The organism is Sphingomonas sandaracina (genome assembly GCF_036663695.1).
Taxonomy (GTDB): domain Bacteria; phylum Pseudomonadota; class Alphaproteobacteria; order Sphingomonadales; family Sphingomonadaceae; genus Sphingomonas.
Map to the genome: position 1 here is coordinate 433,330 of NZ_JAXOJK010000002.1, position 16,631 is coordinate 449,960.

The following is a 16,631-nucleotide window of genomic DNA, read 5'->3' on the forward strand; positions in this document are numbered from 1 at the left end:
CGGCGTCCGGGCAAGGGTGCATGACACAAAGAAAAACGGCCGGCGGGGAAACCGCCAGCCGTTTTTTCAACCGTTCAAGCCAGGATCTTGGCCGTACAAACCTTATGAGTGGCAGATTTGCGCCGACTTGCCTGGACGGGTCAACGTGACGCTATCCTCGTCGCCGGCCATCGACCAGCCGCCGTCCGCGGTCTTCGGCGAACCGGCGACGTCCGACTTCAACGTGGTAGCGGGACCATTCTGCTTGGTGCGAACCACGGCCTGCTTGTCGCCCTGGAAGAACGTCACGTACAACAGGCTGTTGTCCTTGCAGCGTAGCGTCTTTTCCGACTTGATCGCGGGCGGCAGTTCGACCGGAGCGGCGTTCGCCAGCGTGTTCGCCATGGGATCGGGATTGGAGTCGATCACCTCCGGCGAGGCGGGCTTGGAGTTGCAGGCGGCCAGCGCAAGCAGCGCGGCAACGGCGGTGATGGGGATGATCTTCATAGCGGGATTCCGCTTCGCGCATGCAGCATAGGGCGTCAAGGTGTTTGCGCTACCATCGCAATATGTGACGATGAACAGGTCAGCGTTGCTGACGAGTTGATCGAGATAGCTCCATGGCCTGACAGGAGGGGCGGGGCGGAAGGATCAGTGCCTTTTCGATCCACGACCTTGTGATCGGCGCAGGTCCATAAGGCGCAATTCGTCCGGATCGATCGGCGTCGCAATATGCGTCACGACCAGAGCGTTGCCGCGATCACGCCTGATTCGTGCTCCCCTGTTCGGCAACCTTGGTGCGCCGATACCAGAGGCTGCGTTGCAGGACGGAGGCGGGGTTTAGCGCGCCAAACTTTCGATGGGTTGCTCGCGACTGGCGCTGCCGCCATCTAGCGGGGATGCACACGATACCTGACACGCTTGCCCTGATCGGCAATACCCCGCTGGTTCGGCTCAAGGGGCCCAGCGACGCAACGGGCTGCGATATCTTCGGAAAATGCGAGTTCGCGAATCCCGGCGCGTCGGTGAAGGACCGTGCTGCGCTGTTCATCGTCGAGGATGCGGAGGCGCGCGGCCTGCTCCAGCCCGGCGGCACGATCGTCGAGGGGACTGCGGGTAACACCGGTATCGGCCTTGCGCTCGTCGCCAATGCCAAGGGCTACAAGACGATCATCGTCATGCCCGAGACGCAAAGCCGGGAGAAGATGGATACGCTGCGGGCGTTGGGTGCCGAACTCGTGCTCGTGCCGGCTGCGGCATTCTCCTCGCCGTGCCATTTCGTCCACACCTCGCGCCGGATCGCCGAAGAAACGCCGGGCGCGATCTGGGCCAACCAGTTCGACAATATCGCCAACCGTCGCGCGCACATCGTCGGCACCGCGGAAGAAATTTGGAACCAGATGGAAGGCCGGGTCGACGGCTTCACCTGTGCGGCCGGTACCGGCGGCACGATCGCCGGCGTCGGGCTGGGATTGAAGGCCAAGGACGAGGCGGTCTGCATAGCGCTCAGCGACCCGCACGGCGCGGCGCTCTACAATTACTACGCGCACGGTGAGCTGAAGTCGGAAGGGTCGTCTGCCGCCGAGGGTATCGGGCAGGGGCGGATTACCGCCAACCTCGAAGGCGCGCCGATCGATACGCAGTTCCGAATCTCGGATCAGGAAGGCTATGCCTGGGTACGCCGGTTGCTCGACGACGAGGGACTATGTCTCGGCCTGTCCTCCGGTATCAACGTGGCGGGCGCGGTCGCCCTGGCGCGTCATCTGGGACCGGGTAAGCGCATCGCGACGATCCTGTGCGATACCGGATTTCGGTACCTATCGACGTTGTACGATCCCGAATGGCGCGCATCCAAGGGGCTCGATTGAGGCCGGACGGGCCCGAGAATCGACAACTGGACGGTGGTCGGGTATCGGGGCGGGACAAGATGAAGTCGTCGAATGATCCCTATCAGCGCATGCAGCGCGTTAAAGTCGGCCTGATCGGGCTTGCCGCGGTCGTGCTGTTGATCGGGCTTGCCAGCGCGATCATCGGTTCGGCAAGCCGCGAGCGGCCGGTGGCGGCGGCCGGGGCAGCCCAGCCCGACGTGGTCGCGAACATGGGTATGACGAACAGCGCCGACGCAGCCGACTCCGGCGAGCCTCTGGCCGAAATGGGTGTCGCCCCGAGTGGTAACGGGCAAGCCCCGACCCGCTGACGCCGACTGCTTCCCCGGATTGAACAGTAACCGTGGCGGTTCGCTTGACGCGATTCGCATCATGACGAATTTTCGCCTGGGTACGACGAGACTGCTCGTTCGCACGCCATCCGCGCCGGATCCCCGGAAATCCCCAGCCTACCGTCCCTAACGGCGCGTTAATCCGCGTCGTGGAGCCCAATTTTCCCCGATTTGATCAGCGAAACCGACCGTGGATTCCGTCCAATCCCCAAAAATCCCGTTGCGTCCCTGAGGCGCTATGGTAGATGGAGGTTAATACAGGGGCACGTTCACCGTTTGCTGATGGCGCGGTCGGGACGCGACGATGGTCGTGTTTCGAAACGGTGAAGCGTGTGCGCCATTTCGAAGGGTTTTGGCGTGTCGGTACGTGGTCGCTATCAAGGAGACGGTATCGGCCTTGTCGACGACAAGGGCCGGGTAGCCATCCCTTCGGCACTCCGCACCACGCTCTCGGCAAATGCTCCCAAGGCGAACGGTAAGGACGGCGGCACCATCATCATCGGCGCGCATCAGAAGAATCGTTGCCTGGTCGCGTATGATCCCGGTTACGTCGACATCCTTGCCGAACGCCTCGACCGCCGCGAATCCGAGAACACGTCGGAGAATGGCGAATACGACTACAACATCAAACGCGCCGCCGCGTCGGGCGAAGCGGTGCCGTTCGACGGCTCCGGGCGCTTCATCATGCCGGCGTTCCCGCGCTTCTATGCGGGCATCAAGGGGCATGCATTCTTCTATGGCGTGCTCGACTATATCGAGATCTGGGACCCGGCGACGCTGATCGCCACCGACGGCATGCCCCCCGTCGTCAAGGAGATGGCGCGCTTCTACATGGCCGAGAAGGGGGTGCAGCTGTGAGCAACCCCGACGCGCCACACATCCCCGTCCTGCTTGACGAAGTCTTGGCCGCGCTTTCCCCCGAGCCCGGCGAGACGATGGTCGACGGCACGTTCGGCGCGGGCGGCTACACGCTGGCGTTGCTCAAGTCGGGCGCGCGGATCGTCGCGTTCGACCGCGATCCCGACGCGATCGCCGCCGGTCGGTCGATTGAGGAGGCCGAAGACGGACTGACGCTGATCTCGGCGGATTTTTCGGCGATGGCGTCCGAACTCGAAGCGCGTGGCCTGGCGCCGGTCGACGGCGTGACGCTGGATATCGGTGTGTCGTCGATGCAGCTCGACCAGGCCGAGCGCGGCTTTTCGTTCCAGTCGGATGGCCCGCTCGACATGCGGATGGCGCAGGCCGGCATGTCGGCGGCGGACTTCGTCAACGAGGCGGACGAGAACGAGATCGCCGATGTGCTCTATCAATATGGCGACGAGCCCAAGTCGCGGCGTGTCGCGCGCGCGATCGTCGCGGCGCGCCCGCTGACGCGGACGGGCGAGCTGGCGCACATCGTCCGGCGTGCGCTCGGCTACAAGGCACACGACAAGAAGGACCCCGCGACGCGCGCCTTCCAGGCGATCCGGATCCACGTGAACCGTGAACTGGGCGAACTCGCCGACGGACTGCTGGCGGCCGAACGCGTTCTGAAGCCCGGCGGTCGGCTCGCGATCGTGACGTTCCACAGCCTCGAGGACCGGATGGTGAAGCGCTTCCTGCGCACGCGGTCCGGTGGCTCGCCTTCAGGGTCCCGTCATCTTCCGCAGGTGAAAGCCGTTGCGGAACCTAGTTTTTCTCATGTCGGCCGCGGTGTTCGCGCCGGCGAGGCCGAGATCGCGCGCAATCCGCGCGCGCGCTCGGCGACATTACGGACGGCGCGGCGGACAGCCGCTTTACCCTGGACGGAAGAGGTGACGACATGACGGCGGCGTATCGGATGAAGGGTGTGGGCTGGTTCGGGGGCTGCGTGGCCGTCGTGCTCGGTTTCTACCTCGTATCGCTGCAGGTCGCCGCCGAGCGCAAGAAGCTGGAGGCGGTCAATGGTCAGATCCGTGTCGCGCAGCGCGACATCCGTGCGCTCGAGACCGAGTTCGACACGCGCGGCAATTTGGCGCAGCTCGAGCGCTGGAACGGCGACACGCTGGCGCTGTCGGCACCGACCGCAGGCCAGTTCGTCGTGAGCGAGGCCGCGCTCGCGGCGCTGGACGTCAACAGCCTGCGCGCGGACGGGGTCCAGACCGCCGCGTTGCTGGTGCCATCGGGTGCCGGCTCCGCCGTGACGATGCCGATCGTCCCGGTCACCGCCGCGCCTGCCGTGGTAAAGCTAGCTCCCGTCCAGATGGCGCAGGTCAGCGCACCCCGTGCGATGAACGTCGCGATCCAGGCTGCGTCGAAGACAGCGCTCAAGCCGGTCGTGATCCGCGCGTCCGTCTCGACGCCGCGCTCGGCCGAGGCTGCGCTGGTTCGTGCGGCGAAGACCGAGCGTCTCGCGGCCGTATCGAAGGTTCGGCCACAGGCGGTCGCGATGCTCGACCGGAAGCTGCTGTCCGACACGACGCTGGGTGACATCATGAGCGGCGCCCGATCCGAGAGCCGTAAGCGGCGGTGACCGCCTTGGTCGCCCGGCCTGTCTCGCAACACCGTAGCGCCAACCAGCGTCATGCACTGGTGGCGACGGCGCACACGCGCCTGATGATGCTGATGTTCCTGTTCGGCGCAGCGGTGCTGGTGGTGATAGGGCGGCTCGGGATGCTCGCGGTGCAGGCATCGCTTGCCGATCCGCGGGCGCTATCCGCAGCGATCGCGGCGCGGGGCGACATCGTCGATCGCAACGGCGCGCCGCTCGCGCGGACGATCGACGCGTGGACGATCGCGGTGCATCCGAAGAAACTGATCGGCGATCCGACCGAGATCGCCAGCAAGCTCGCCGCGCTGATGCCCGAGGCGGGCGACCAGGCGCATTATTATGCGCTGCTGACGTCGGGGAAGAGCTTCATCTATCTCCAGCGGCGCGCGTCGCCGGCGCTGGTCGAGCAGGTCAACGCGATCGGCGAGCCTGCCATCGTGTTCGACCGCGATACGCAGCGACTGTACCCGCAATCGACCATGGCGGCGCATGCGCTGGGCTTCCTGTCGACCGCCGGCCACGGCATGAGCGGGATGGAGCGGGTGCTCGACGAGCGGCTGACCAACCCGGCGCTGAACGGCACGCCGGTCGCGCTGTCGATCGACAATCGCGTCCAGGCGGCGATCGAGAGCGAACTCGGCCGGGCTATGGCGACGTTTTCGGCACGGGGCGCCGGGGGCATCGTGCTCGACGTGAAGACCGGCGAGGTGATCGCGATGGTGTCGTTGCCGACGTTCAATCCCAACCGCGTCGGCATGGCGGGCAGCGAGGAACTGCGTAACATCACGACGCAGAGCGTGTTCGAGCTCGGGTCGACGTTCAAGCCGATCACGATGGCGACCGCGATGGATACCGGCGTGGTGACGTCGTTCGCGCGACGCTTCGATGCGACTCATCCGCTCCAGGTTGGACGCTTCACCATTCACGACGAGCGCGGCGATCCGAAGCGCTGGCTCAACATGGCCGAGACGCTGATCTACTCGTCCAACATCGCCACCGCGCGCGTCGCCGACGAGGTCGGGCCCGCGAAGATGCAGGCGATGTTCAAGAAGCTTGGCTTCGACACCAAGCCCGATATCGAACTGCGCGAGAAAGGCCGTCCGTTGTGGCCGAAATACTGGGCGCGGACGACGACGATGACCACCGCCTATGGTCACGGCATCGCGGTCACGCCGCTGCATCTGGCGAGCGCCTATGCGGCTTTGGTCAATGGCGGGATCTGGCGGCCGGCGACGTTGTTGAAGGTCGCGCCGGGTCATGCTGTTGCCGGTCGTCGCGTGATCAGCGAGCAGACCAGCGCGCGGATGCGGCAGATGCTGCGGCTGATCGTGCAGCGCGGCACGGGTCGCAAGGGCGATGCGCCGGGCTACCGCGTCGGCGGCAAGACCGGCACGGCAGAGGCGGCGGTCTCGGGCGGGTATGACCATTCGCGCAACGTGGCGACGTTCGCGGCGGCGTTTCCGATGGATGCGCCGCGTTACGTCGTGCTGGCGATGCTCGACTCGCCGCTGGGGACCAAGGAAACCTTCGGCTGGAAGACGGCGGCGTGGAATACCGCGCCGGTCGTCGGGCGGACGATCTCGCGCGTCGGGGCGATCCTGGGCGTGGTGCCCGATGCGCACCGCGATATCGACGTGTCTGACATCCTGCCGACTTTGTGGCAGGACCCGTCGCGTACACAGCCGACCGGGCAATGAGGACTATTGCATGAAACTCGCAGCGCTGACCGACGGGACGGAAGACGCGCAGGTGACGGGGTTCGCGATCGATCACCGCAAGGTCGCGCCGGGCACCGTGTTCGGCGCGTTCGAAGGCGCGCGCGTCAACGGCGAGGACTTTATCGATGACGCGATCCGTTCGGGCGCGATCGCGGTGGTCGCGCGGCCGGGACTGACGGTCGAGGGCGTCACCTACATCGCCGACGACAATCCTCGCGAGCGGTTCGCGCAACTGGCGGCGAAGTTCTTCGCGCCTTTTCCCGAGACGTCGGTGGCGATCACGGGGACGAACGGAAAGACGTCGTGCGTCGAGATGACTCGTCAGCTGTGGCGGATGGCGGGGTTCCACGCGGCTTCGATCGGCACGTTGGGCGTCACGACCGCGGACGAGCGGGTGACGACGGGGCTGACGACGCCTGACGTGGTAACGTTCCTGTCGAACGTGGCTGGGCTGGCGCGGGAAGGCGTGACGCATCTGGCGTTCGAGGCTTCCAGTCACGGGCTGACGCAGTACCGGACCGAGGGACTGAAGGTGGCCGCCGCGGCGTTCACGAACCTTAGCCGCGATCACCTCGACTATCACGGCGATATGGCGGCGTATTTCACTGCCAAAATTCGCCTTTTCTCCGAAGTGCTTTCGACCGACGGGACGGCGGTGGTTTGGGCGGACGATCCCCAGTCGGCGCGGGTGATCGACCTAGCGCGCGAACGCGGCAATCGGCTGGTGACGGTCGGGACGCAGGGCGAGACGTTGCGGCTGGTGGGACGTGATCCGACTCTGCTGGGACAGGGACTGACGATCGAGGCCGAGGGCCAGACGTACACGGTGACGCTACCTCTGATCGGCGCGTACCAGGCGGCGAATGCGCTGGTATCGGCCGGGCTGGTGATCGCGACCGGGGGCGATGTGGCGGCAACGATCGCCAATCTCGCGAGGTTGCAGCCAGTTCGCGGGCGGCTGGAGCGTGCTGTGATCGCAAAGTCCGGCGCGCCGGTGTATGTTGACTACGCCCACACCCCCGACGCGCTCGAAGCAGCAATCGCCGCGCTCAAACCCCATGCAGGTGGAAAACTCGTCGTGGTTTTCGGCGCTGGCGGCGACCGCGACACCGGCAAGCGCGAGACGATGGGGCAGGTTGCCGTGCAGCACGCCGACCGCGTTATCGTGACCGACGACAACCCACGGACCGAGGACGCCCGGGCTATCCGCTGCGATGTGCTGAAGGGCGCGCGCGGGGCCGAGGAAATCGGCGACCGGCGGGCGGCGATCGGTTCGGCGGTACGCGAGGCAGGGCCGGAGGATATCGTACTGATTGCGGGCAAGGGGCACGAGCAAGGACAGATCGTCGGCGACATGGTCTTGCCGTTCGACGACGTGACCGTCGCCCGGGAGTGCGCGGCGTGAGGGGGGCGACCTTCTTCTCCCCTCCCGCAAGCGGGAGAAGCCGGGGGTGGGCTCGCAGGTTCGGCGAGTGCTGCGCTTCGTTGATAGCGCGTGCCCACCCCCCGACCCCCTCCCGCTTGCGGGAGGGGGGGAAGTGAGTTTGTGGACTTCCGCTGAGATCGCGGCCGCTACCGGCGGCGTCGCGTCTGGCGACTTCTCCGTCAGTGGCGTGGCGTTCGACTCGCGCGAGGTTGGCCCTGGCGACCTCTTCATCGCCATGAAGGGCGAGGCCAGCGATGGCCACCTCTACCTCGACCAGGCCTTTGCGCAGGGCGCGGCAGGGGCGATCGTGTCCGAACCCTGCGACCACCCGCACGTCCTCGTTGCGGACAGCTTCGGCGCGTTGCAAGCACTCGGCCGCGCCAGCCGCGCGCGCTCCAGCGCCAGGATCATCGGCGTTACGGGCTCGGTCGGCAAGACCAGCGCGAAGGAGGCGCTGTTCGCGTGCCTCGACCGCGCAGTCCCGGGCGAGGTGCATCGCTCCGTCAAGAGCTACAACAACCACACCGGCGTACCGCTGAGCCTCGCCCGCATGCCGCGCGACGCGAAGTTCGGCGTGTTCGAGATGGGGATGAACCACGCCGGCGAACTCGCCGAACTGACCCAACTCGTACGCCCGCACATCGCGATGATCACTGCAATCGCGCCGGCGCATACCGCGTTCTTCCCCGACGAAAGCGCGATCGCGGACGCGAAGGGCGAGATCTTTGCCGGACTCGAGCCGGGCGGGACCGCAATCCTGCCCTATGACAGCCCACACCGCGACCGGTTGCTCGGCCATGCCGCGCCGCACGCTGCGCAGATCGTCACGTTCGGCAGCGAGAAGGGCGCCGATGTCCGCGCGATCGAGGCGATGCGGCTACCGATCGGCGGGACGTTCGTCACCGCGCGCATGGGGCAGGGGGCCGAGCACGAGCTCAGTTTCACGATCGCGCAGCCCGGTGCGCATTGGGTGTCAAACGCGCTCGGCGTACTGGCGTGCGTGCAAGCGGCGGGGAGTGATCTTGGGCTGGCCGGGTTGGCGCTGGCCGAGCTTGGCGGACTCCAGGGACGCGGTGCGCGGTCGATGGTGGACGTGGGCGGCGGGCAGGCGCTGGTGATCGACGAGAGCTATAACGCCAACCCTTCGTCGATGCGTGCAACGCTCAGCGTGCTCGGCCACGAACCCGGCCGCCATGTCGCGGTGCTCGGCGAGATGCGGGAACTGGGCGAGGGGGCTGCCGACTATCACGCCCGGCTGGCCGAACCTATCCTCGCCGCGCGGGTCGAAATGGCCCTGCTTGTCGGTGAAGCGATGGCGCCGCTAGCGCAGGTGCTTGAGGGACAAGTCGAAACCGTCCATGTGGGCGACGCTGCGGCCGCGCTCGCGTCGTTACGGACGATCCTGGCGCCCGGCGATGTCGTGCTCGTCAAGGGATCGAACGGGGTGGGCCTCGCTCGTGTCGTTTCGGGTCTTCGGGCTAGCCTCAAAGGCGGGATTAACTGAATGTTGTACTGGCTCGCCGAGCATCTGGGGTTTCCCGGTCTGCTGAACCTCATCCGTTACCAGACGGTGCGGACCGGCGGCGCGGTGGCGACGGCCTTGATCATCGGCCTGATCATCGGGCCGAAGTTCATCGGCTGGTTGCGCGTGCGGCAGGGCAAGGGCCAGCCGATCCGCGCCGACGGCCCGCAGTCGCATTTGTCGAAGCGCGGCACGCCGACGATGGGCGGGCTGATGATCCTGACCTCGATGTGCTTGGCCATTTTCCTGTGGATGGACCTGAGCAACCCGTATGTCTGGGCGTGCGTGTTCGTGACGCTCGGCTTCGGGACGATCGGTTTCATGGACGACTACGACAAGGTGCGTAAGGCGAGCACGGCGGGGATCAGCGGGCGCACCCGGCTGTTGCTCGAGTTCATCATCGCCGGCGTCGCCGCGACGATCATCATGTCGCAGAACGGGCCGCATCTGTATCTGCCGTTCACGTCGCGCATGTATCTGGATCTGGGCTGGTTCTTCCCTGTGTTCGCGGCGTTCACGATCGTGTCGTTCGGCAATGCGGTCAATCTTACCGACGGGCTCGACGGGCTGGCGACGATGCCGGTGATCATCGCCAGCGTCGCGTTCATGGTGATCGTGTATCTGGTCGGGAACGTGAAGTTCGCGGATTACCTCGGCATTCCTCACGTGCCGCGGGCTGGCGAGCTGGCGATATTCTGTGGAGCGATCGTCGGCGCGGGTCTCGCGTTCCTCTGGTTCAATGCACCGCCGGCGGCGGTGTTCATGGGCGATACCGGGAGCTTGGCGCTCGGCGGCGCGCTCGGGACGATCGCGGTCGTCGCGCATCACGAGATCGTGCTGGGAATCATCGGCGGGCTGTTCGTGATCGAGGCGCTGTCGGTGATCATCCAGGTGTTCTTCTACAAGCGCACCGGCAAGCGGGTGTTTCGGATGGCGCCGATCCACCATCATTTCGAACAGCTCGGCTGGAGCGAACCGACGGTGGTGATCCGCTTCTGGATCATCGCGCTGGTGCTGGCGCTGGTCGGCCTCTCGACGTTGAAGCTGCGGTGATCGTCGCGAACGCTTGGCGCGGGAAACGCTATGCGGTGCTGGGGCTGGCGCGGTCAGGGGCTGCGACCGTGCGGGCGCTGGTGGCTGGCGGGGCGCAGGTCGTCGCGTGGGACTCGGACGAGGCTCGGCGTGACGCAATCCTCCCCGGTACGGGGAGGGGGACCAGCTCTGCTGGTGGAGGGGGGGCTGTTCCAGGCGTTACGCCTGCGGATGGCCCCCTCCACCCCCAGCCTGCGGCTGGCGGTTCCCCTCCCCGTACCGGGGAGGATTTGAGTGTCGCGCCGTTGGAGGACCTTTCGGAGTTCGACGCTTTGGTCGTGTCGCCGGGAGTGCCACTCAACACGCACCCGCTCGCCGCCGCCGCACGCGAGGCGGGCGTGGCTATCATCGGCGACATCGAACTCTTCGCGCAGGCCCGCGCAGACCTGCCCCCCCACAGGGTCGTCGGGATCACCGGGACCAACGGCAAGTCGACCACCACCGCGCTCGTGCACCATATCCTTAGGACTGCCGGCATCCCGACGCTGATGGGCGGCAATATCGGGCTGCCGATCCTCGAGCAGCACGCGCTGCCCGAGGGTGGCGTCTATGTGCTCGAACTGTCGAGCTACCAGATCGACCTGACGCAGACGCTCGATTGCGACGTCGCGGTGCTGCTCAACATCACGCCCGATCATCTTGACCGGTATGACGGTTTCGAGGGCTATGCGGCCTCCAAGGCACGGTTGTTCGCAATGCAGTCGACGGAGCATGACGCGGTCATCGGCATCGGCGATGCGCCGTCCGCCCTGATCGCGCGCGGACTGTCCGCGAAGGGCGAGCATCTGACTAAAATCGCGCCGGGCGTGTGCCTGTTTCAAGGCAATTGGCCCGCGCTCCAGGGTCCGCACAACGCGCAGAACGCACTCGCCGCTATTGCTGTCGCCAAAGCGCTGGGTGTGAGCGAGGTCGATATCGACCGTGGCCTCGCCAGCTTCACCGGCCTGCCGCACCGGATGCAGCAGATCGCCTCGTATGGCGGCGTCGCCTATGTCGACGACAGCAAGGCGACCAATCCCGAGAGTACCGCGCCGGCGCTTGCCGCGTTCGACCGGGTCCACTGGATCGTCGGTGGGCGCGCGAAGGGGGACGACCTCGATGCGTGCAAGCCCGCCTTCGGCCGTGTCGTCCGCGCCTACACGATCGGCGACGCGGGGCCGAAATTCGCCGAGATCCTGAAAGAGTCCATGCCCGTCGAGGACGTCGGTACGCTCGACGCCGCCGTCCGTAGCGCCGCGGCCAACGCCAAACCCGGCGACACGGTGTTGTTATCCCCAGCCTGTGCTAGCTTCGACCAGTTTCGCGATTACGAAGCGCGCGGGGCGGCGTTCCGCGCTGCGGTTGCGTCGCTGGCATGACCGATATGCGCGTTGGGACCATGGATATGGATGCGTCCGGACAGAAGAACGGGATCGTCGCCAAGATGAAGCGGCGCGGCGGGCGGGGCGATCAGTCGCCGCTCGGCACGTGGTTCTGGGATATCGACCGGATGCTGCTGTTGCTGACGCTGTTCCTGATCGCGATCGGGCTGATCGCGGTGGCGGCGGCGTCGCCGGCGAGTGCGGTCCGCTATTCGGGCGAGCATCACAAGATCGCGCCGCTCTACTATTTCTGGCGACAGTTGATGTGGGTCGGCGTGTCGCTGCCGGTGTTGTTCGGTGTGTCGATGATGCCGGTGTCGATGGCGCGGCGGATGGCGATCGGCGGATGCGCGGTGCTCGTGCTGATGCTGATGGTGACGCCGTTCATCGGCGTGGAGGCGAACGGCGCGCGGCGCTGGCTCGGCGTCGGGTTCGCGCAGTTCCAGCCGTCCGAGTTCCTCAAACCCTTTTTCATCGTCACGGTCGCGTGGTTGTTGTCGTTGCGCGCCAAGGATGGCGAACTGCCGACCGTGCTGATCACCGGGGCGATGACCGCGGGCGTTGCCGTGTTGCTAATGCTGCAACCCGATTTCGGCCAGACGATAATTTTCTGCGCGGTGTGGATGGCGCTGCTGATGATCGCGGGGACGCCGGCCAAGGTGTTGATCGGACTGATCGCATTGGCGCCGGCGGGGCTGATCGCGGCCTATATATTCTACGGCGTGGCGCGGTCGCGGATCGATGCGTTCCTGTTTCCGGGCGTCGAAGGAGAGGGCGCATCGGACCATTTCCAGACGAACGCCGCGCATAACACGCTGACCGCGGGGGGCTGGACCGGGACCGGGCCTGGCGCGGGCGCGGCGAAGTTCGGACTTCCCGAGGCGCATACCGATTACATCTTCTCGGTGATCGGCGAGGAGTTCGGGCTGATCGCGTGTTCGGTTATCGCGGTGATCTTCCTCGCGATCGTCGTGCGGGTGTTCGTCAAGCTGCTGGACGAGCAGGACGAATTCAAGTTGCTCGCCTCCGCCGGCCTCGCGACGCAGTTCGGCGCGCAGGCGCTGGTGAGCATGGCGGTCAACACGGGCCTCGCGCCGTCTAAGGGTATGACGCTGCCGTTCATCAGCTATGGCGGGTCTTCGATGATCGCGTTGTCGATCGGGATGGGGTTGCTGCTGGCGTTTACCCGGCGCAATCCGTTTCTCACGCGGAGCCCCTATGTCGTCCGCTGGAGTGGTGAATGAGTAAGCATTATGTCCTGGCCGCCGGTGGCACGGGCGGACACATGGTTCCGGCAGCGGCGCTCGCGGCCGAATTGACCAAGCGTGGCCACCGCGTCGCGCTGGTCAGCGACGCGCGCGGCGTGCGGTTTCCGGGGCTGTTCGAGGAGATCCAGACGCATGTCCTGCCGGCGGGGCGCTTTACTGGCGGACCGCTTGGCTGGGCGAGGGCGACGCGCGAGATGTGGCGCGGGCGAGCGATGGCGCGCGAGCTGTACGCTACGTTCAAGCCGGCAGCAGTGATCGGCTTTGGTGGGTATCCTGCTTTGCCGGCGTTGCTGGCAGCGTTCGCGGATAAGATCCCGACTGCGGTGCATGAGCAGAACGCGGTGCTGGGGCGGGTGAACCGGTTCGTCGCGGGACGGGTGGATGCGATTGCGACGTCTTCCGAGCCGACCGAGCGGTTGGCGCCGAAGCTGCTGGGCAAGACGCATCTGGTCGGCAATCCGGTGCGCGAGGCGGTGCTGGCGCTGCGCTCTCGGCCCTATCCGCTGCTGGAGGAAGATGGCATCTTCCGTGTGCTCGTGACCGGTGGCAGCCAGGGTGCTAGCATCCTGTCTCAGGTCGTGCCCGATGGTCTGGCGATGCTGCCGGTAACGTTCCGGCGGCGGTTGCAGGTGACGCATCAGGCGCGGATCGAGGATATCGATGCGGTGCGCGCCAAGTACGCCGAGCATCATATCCCGGCGGAGCTTGCGACGTATCTGCCGGATATGCCCGAGCAACTGGCCTGGGCGCATCTGGTGATCGCACGCGCCGGGGCGTCGACGATTTCGGAGCTGACCGCGGCGGGGCGACCCGCGATCCTGGTGCCGTTGCCGAGTGCGACCGACGATCACCAGACCGTCAACGCGCGCGAGATGACGCGGGCCGGCGGCGCGCGGACGATCGCGCAAGGGGATTTTACCGCGGTGGAACTGGCCAAGCAGATGCAGAAACTCGGGCTCGATCCGGCGGCGTTGCAGAATGCGGCGGGACGCGCGCGCAGTTGCGGGCGGCCGAATGCGGCGAGCGATCTGGCCGATCTGGTCGAGAGCCTGGATGCGCCGGTGTCGCGTATCCCCGTTGGCGCGCCCTCCAAGCCCAAGGCGCAGTTCGCATGAAGGGCGTCGCGACGGATATCGGCACGATCCACTTCGTCGGCATCGGCGGGATCGGCATGTCGGGCATCGCCGAGGTGATGAAGAACCTCGGCTACCGTGTGCAGGGGTCGGACGTGGCCGAGGGCTATGTCGTGCAGGGGTTGCGCGACAAGGGCATTCCTGTGGCGATCGGTCACGCCGCGTCGAACATCGGCGACGCCGCGGTGGTGGTCGTGTCGACCGCGATCGTGCGCTCGAACCCGGAGGTCGAGGCGGCGTTGAACGCGCGCGTGCCGGTGGTGCGGCGCGCGGAAATGCTAGCCGAGCTGATGCGGTTGAAGTCGACGGTTGCGGTTGCCGGCACGCATGGCAAGACCACGACGACGTCGATGGTCGCGGCGCTGCTCGATGCGGGCGGGGTCGATCCGACGGTCATCAACGGCGGGATCATCAACTCGTACGGCTCGAACGCGCGACTGGGCGCGAGCGACTGGATGGTGGTCGAGGCGGACGAGAGCGACGGCAGTTTCCTGCGGCTCGATGGGACGATCGCGGTGGTGACCAACATCGATCCCGAGCATCTCGACCATTACGGCTCGTTCGACGCGGTAAAGGATGCGTTCGTTGAGTTCGTCGAGAACGTGCCGTTTTATGGCGCGGCGTTGCTGTGCCTCGATCATCCGGAGGTGCAGGGGATCCTGCCGCGGGTGCGTGATCGGCGGGTAGTAACGTACGGTTTCTCGGCGCAGGCGGACGTGCGCGGGGTGGAGGTTACGTCGATCCCGGGCGGCAACCGCTTCGATTGCGTCGTGCGCGAGCGCGATGGCGCGACGCGGACGATTCACGGAATCGAGATGCCGATGCCGGGGCGGCATAATGTGCAGAACGCGCTGGCGGCGATCGGCGTGGCGCTGGAACTGGGCATCGCGGACGCAACGATCCAGCAGGGGTTCGCCAAGTTCGGCGGCGTGAAGCGGCGGTTCACCAAGGTCGGTGAAGTGGCCGTCGAAGGTGGGAGCGTCACGATCATCGACGATTACGGCCATCACCCGGTCGAGATCCGCGCCGTGCTGGCGGCGGCGCGCGAAGGCGTGAAGGGTCGCGTGATCGCGGTCGTGCAGCCGCATCGCTATTCGCGACTCGGCAATCTGATGGAGGATTTCCAGACTGCGTTCAACGACGCGGACCGGGTGCTGGTGACGCCGGTCTACGCTGCGGGCGAGGTGCCTGTTGAGGGGGTCGATGCGGCGGCTCTGGTCGAGGGGCTGAAGCGGCGCGGACACCGGTTTGCGGGTGTGGTCGCGGATGCGGATGCGCTCGCGGTGGAGTTGGCGGCGACGATCGAGGCGGACGATATGGTCGTTTGTCTCGGCGCTGGCGACATCACGAAGTGGGCGGCTGGGTTGGCCGACGCGATCGCCGCCGAGCGCGCGAAGGTGCTGGCGTGAGTTCTGCGGCAGCTTGTTTCCCCGCGAAGGCGGGGACCCAGACTGGGCTCCCGCCTTCGCGGGAGAACATTAGGGGGAGCGTCGAGGCCGGTGGTTCGCTCGCGGACTTTATCTGGTTCCGGACCGGCGGGCCGGCGGAGGTGTTAGTGCGACCTGCGGATGTCGAGGATTTGGCTGACCTGCTAAAGACCCTCGATCCTTCGACACCGGTGCTGCCAGTCGGGGTCGGGTCCAACCTGATCGTGCGCGATGGTGGCGTGCCGGGGGTCGTCGTACGACTTCCGAAAGCTATGGCGAAGGTTTCAGTGCAGGACGGGCGCGTTAGGGCGGGCGCGGGGGCAATGGGGATTACCGTGGCCAGCGCTGCGCGGGACGCGGGGATTGCCGGGCTTGAGTTTCTTCGCGGGATCCCGGGGACGGTCGGCGGTGCGGTTCGGATGAACGCGGGCGCTTATGGGCGGGATGTCAGCGATATTCTGGTCGAGGCTACCGTCGTCACGCGGGACGGTTCGGTGGAAGTCTGGCCTGCCCAAAAACTTGGTTTCACCTATCGTCATTCCGACCTTGCGGCGGGCGCCGTGGTGGTCGAAGCGGTGTTCTCCGGTACACCCGGCCAACCGGCAGTGATCGGTGCGGAGATGGACCGGATTGCGGCCGAGCGCGAGGCTTCGCAGCCGCTCCGCTCGCGCACCGGGGGGTCGACGTTCAAGAATCCCGAGGGGCACAAGGCGTGGGCGTTGATCGACGCGGCCGGGTGTCGGGGGCTGACACGCGGCGATGCGCAGGTCAGTAAGAAGCATTGTAATTTCCTGCTGAACCTCGGGTCCGCGTCGAGTGCGGAGATCGAGGCGCTGGGTGAAGAGGTACGGGACAGAGTGAAGGCGCATTCGGGGGTGACGTTGGAATGGGAAATCCAGCGGGTTGGCATCGCTGCTCCCTCTCCCCTGCGGGGAGAGGGTCGAGGTGAGGGGCAGCCAAGCAGTGCTGCGCCCGCGC

General features: G+C 66.3%; 14 protein-coding genes and 1 pseudogene. 14 read left to right on the forward strand and 1 reads right to left on the reverse strand.

All coding sequences use genetic code 11. From position 1 onward, the window contains the following. Window positions 1-102: 102 nt before the first annotated feature. A complete protein-coding gene (locus U1707_RS07345; RefSeq protein WP_332799429.1) occupies window positions 103-486 on the reverse strand; it encodes a hypothetical protein in 384 nt (127 codons plus the stop codon). Between the two features lie 392 nt (window positions 487-878). Between U1707_RS07345 and U1707_RS07350 the strand changes: the two genes are divergently transcribed. The 14 genes and pseudogenes from U1707_RS07350 to murB all read left to right on the forward strand — a co-directional run. After that, entirely contained in the window at window positions 879-1,847 is a 969-nt protein-coding gene (locus tag U1707_RS07350) for a cysteine synthase A (protein WP_332799430.1), read from the forward strand. 59 nt (window positions 1,848-1,906) lie between these two features. Beyond that, on the forward strand, window positions 1,907-2,176 hold the full coding sequence (locus U1707_RS07355) for a hypothetical protein (RefSeq protein WP_332799431.1): 270 nt from the start codon (window positions 1,907-1,909) through the stop codon (window positions 2,174-2,176). A gap of 378 nt (window positions 2,177-2,554) precedes the next feature. Further along, entirely contained in the window at window positions 2,555-3,055 is a 501-nt protein-coding gene (locus U1707_RS07360; protein ID WP_056052920.1) for a division/cell wall cluster transcriptional repressor MraZ, read from the forward strand. After that, window positions 3,052-4,002: a 16S rRNA (cytosine(1402)-N(4))-methyltransferase RsmH gene (rsmH, locus tag U1707_RS07365; protein WP_332799432.1), complete on the forward strand. Its 951-nt coding sequence runs from the start codon at window positions 3,052-3,054 to the stop codon at window positions 4,000-4,002. The genes U1707_RS07360 and rsmH overlap by 4 nt, the downstream gene beginning before the upstream one ends. Beyond that, a complete protein-coding gene (locus U1707_RS07370; RefSeq protein WP_332799433.1) occupies window positions 3,999-4,688 on the forward strand; it encodes a hypothetical protein in 690 nt (229 codons plus the stop codon). Before rsmH ends, U1707_RS07370 begins: the two co-directional genes overlap by 4 nt. After that, entirely contained in the window at window positions 4,685-6,403 is a 1,719-nt protein-coding gene (locus U1707_RS07375; protein WP_332799434.1) for a peptidoglycan D,D-transpeptidase FtsI family protein, read from the forward strand. Before U1707_RS07370 ends, U1707_RS07375 begins: the two co-directional genes overlap by 4 nt. Before the next feature lie 10 nt (window positions 6,404-6,413). Further along, the gene (locus tag U1707_RS07380) at window positions 6,414-7,829 is read left to right on the forward strand and encodes a UDP-N-acetylmuramoyl-L-alanyl-D-glutamate--2,6-diaminopimelate ligase (protein ID WP_332799435.1); all 1,416 of its coding nucleotides are present in this window, start codon (window positions 6,414-6,416) and stop codon (window positions 7,827-7,829) included. A 133-nt stretch (window positions 7,830-7,962) separates the two neighbouring features. Continuing rightward, window positions 7,963-9,354 carry a UDP-N-acetylmuramoyl-tripeptide--D-alanyl-D-alanine ligase gene (locus U1707_RS07385; protein WP_332799436.1) on the forward strand — a complete coding sequence of 464 codons (1,392 nt, stop codon included), beginning with the start codon at window positions 7,963-7,965 and terminating at the stop codon, window positions 9,352-9,354. Next, window positions 9,355-10,425: a phospho-N-acetylmuramoyl-pentapeptide-transferase gene (gene mraY / locus U1707_RS07390; RefSeq protein ID WP_332799437.1), complete on the forward strand. Its 1,071-nt coding sequence runs from the start codon at window positions 9,355-9,357 to the stop codon at window positions 10,423-10,425. Next, complete coding sequence (murD, locus tag U1707_RS07395; protein ID WP_332799438.1) at window positions 10,422-11,822, forward strand: UDP-N-acetylmuramoyl-L-alanine--D-glutamate ligase; 1,401 nt, start codon at window positions 10,422-10,424, stop codon at window positions 11,820-11,822. The genes mraY and murD overlap by 4 nt, the downstream gene beginning before the upstream one ends. A 20-nt stretch (window positions 11,823-11,842) precedes the next feature. Next, a complete protein-coding gene (locus U1707_RS07400) occupies window positions 11,843-13,069 on the forward strand; it encodes an FtsW/RodA/SpoVE family cell cycle protein (RefSeq protein ID WP_443025678.1) in 1,227 nt (408 codons plus the stop codon). After that, window positions 13,066-14,208 carry an undecaprenyldiphospho-muramoylpentapeptide beta-N-acetylglucosaminyltransferase gene (gene murG / locus U1707_RS07405; RefSeq protein WP_332799440.1) on the forward strand — a complete coding sequence of 381 codons (1,143 nt, stop codon included), beginning with the start codon at window positions 13,066-13,068 and terminating at the stop codon, window positions 14,206-14,208. Before U1707_RS07400 ends, murG begins: the two co-directional genes overlap by 4 nt. Beyond that, complete coding sequence (gene murC, locus U1707_RS07410; protein WP_332799441.1) at window positions 14,205-15,635, forward strand: UDP-N-acetylmuramate--L-alanine ligase; 1,431 nt, start codon at window positions 14,205-14,207, stop codon at window positions 15,633-15,635. The genes murG and murC overlap by 4 nt, the downstream gene beginning before the upstream one ends. Before the next feature lie 68 nt (window positions 15,636-15,703). Beyond that, window positions 15,704-16,570, forward strand: a pseudogene (gene murB / locus U1707_RS07415) (UDP-N-acetylmuramate dehydrogenase); the annotation flags it as partial. Window positions 16,571-16,631: the final 61 nt, after the last annotated feature.

Excerpts from the sequence above, each read along its gene's own strand:
- U1707_RS07345 (WP_332799429.1), bottom strand. The coding sequence starts at position 486 with ATGAAGATCATCCCCATCACCGCCGTTGCCGCGCTGCTTGCGCTGGCC.
- U1707_RS07350 (WP_332799430.1), top strand. The coding sequence starts at position 879 with ATGCACACGATACCTGACACGCTTGCCCTGATCGGCAATACCCCGCTG.
- U1707_RS07355 (WP_332799431.1), top strand. The coding sequence starts at position 1,907 with ATGAAGTCGTCGAATGATCCCTATCAGCGCATGCAGCGCGTTAAAGTC.
- U1707_RS07370 (WP_332799433.1), top strand. The coding sequence starts at position 3,999 with ATGACGGCGGCGTATCGGATGAAGGGTGTGGGCTGGTTCGGGGGCTGC.
- U1707_RS07380 (WP_332799435.1), top strand. The coding sequence starts at position 6,414 with ATGAAACTCGCAGCGCTGACCGACGGGACGGAAGACGCGCAGGTGACG.
- mraY (WP_332799437.1), top strand. The coding sequence starts at position 9,355 with ATGTTGTACTGGCTCGCCGAGCATCTGGGGTTTCCCGGTCTGCTGAAC.
- U1707_RS07400 (WP_443025678.1), top strand. The coding sequence starts at position 11,843 with ATGGATATGGATGCGTCCGGACAGAAGAACGGGATCGTCGCCAAGATG.
- murG (WP_332799440.1), top strand. The coding sequence starts at position 13,066 with ATGAGTAAGCATTATGTCCTGGCCGCCGGTGGCACGGGCGGACACATG.
- murC (WP_332799441.1), top strand. The coding sequence starts at position 14,205 with ATGAAGGGCGTCGCGACGGATATCGGCACGATCCACTTCGTCGGCATC.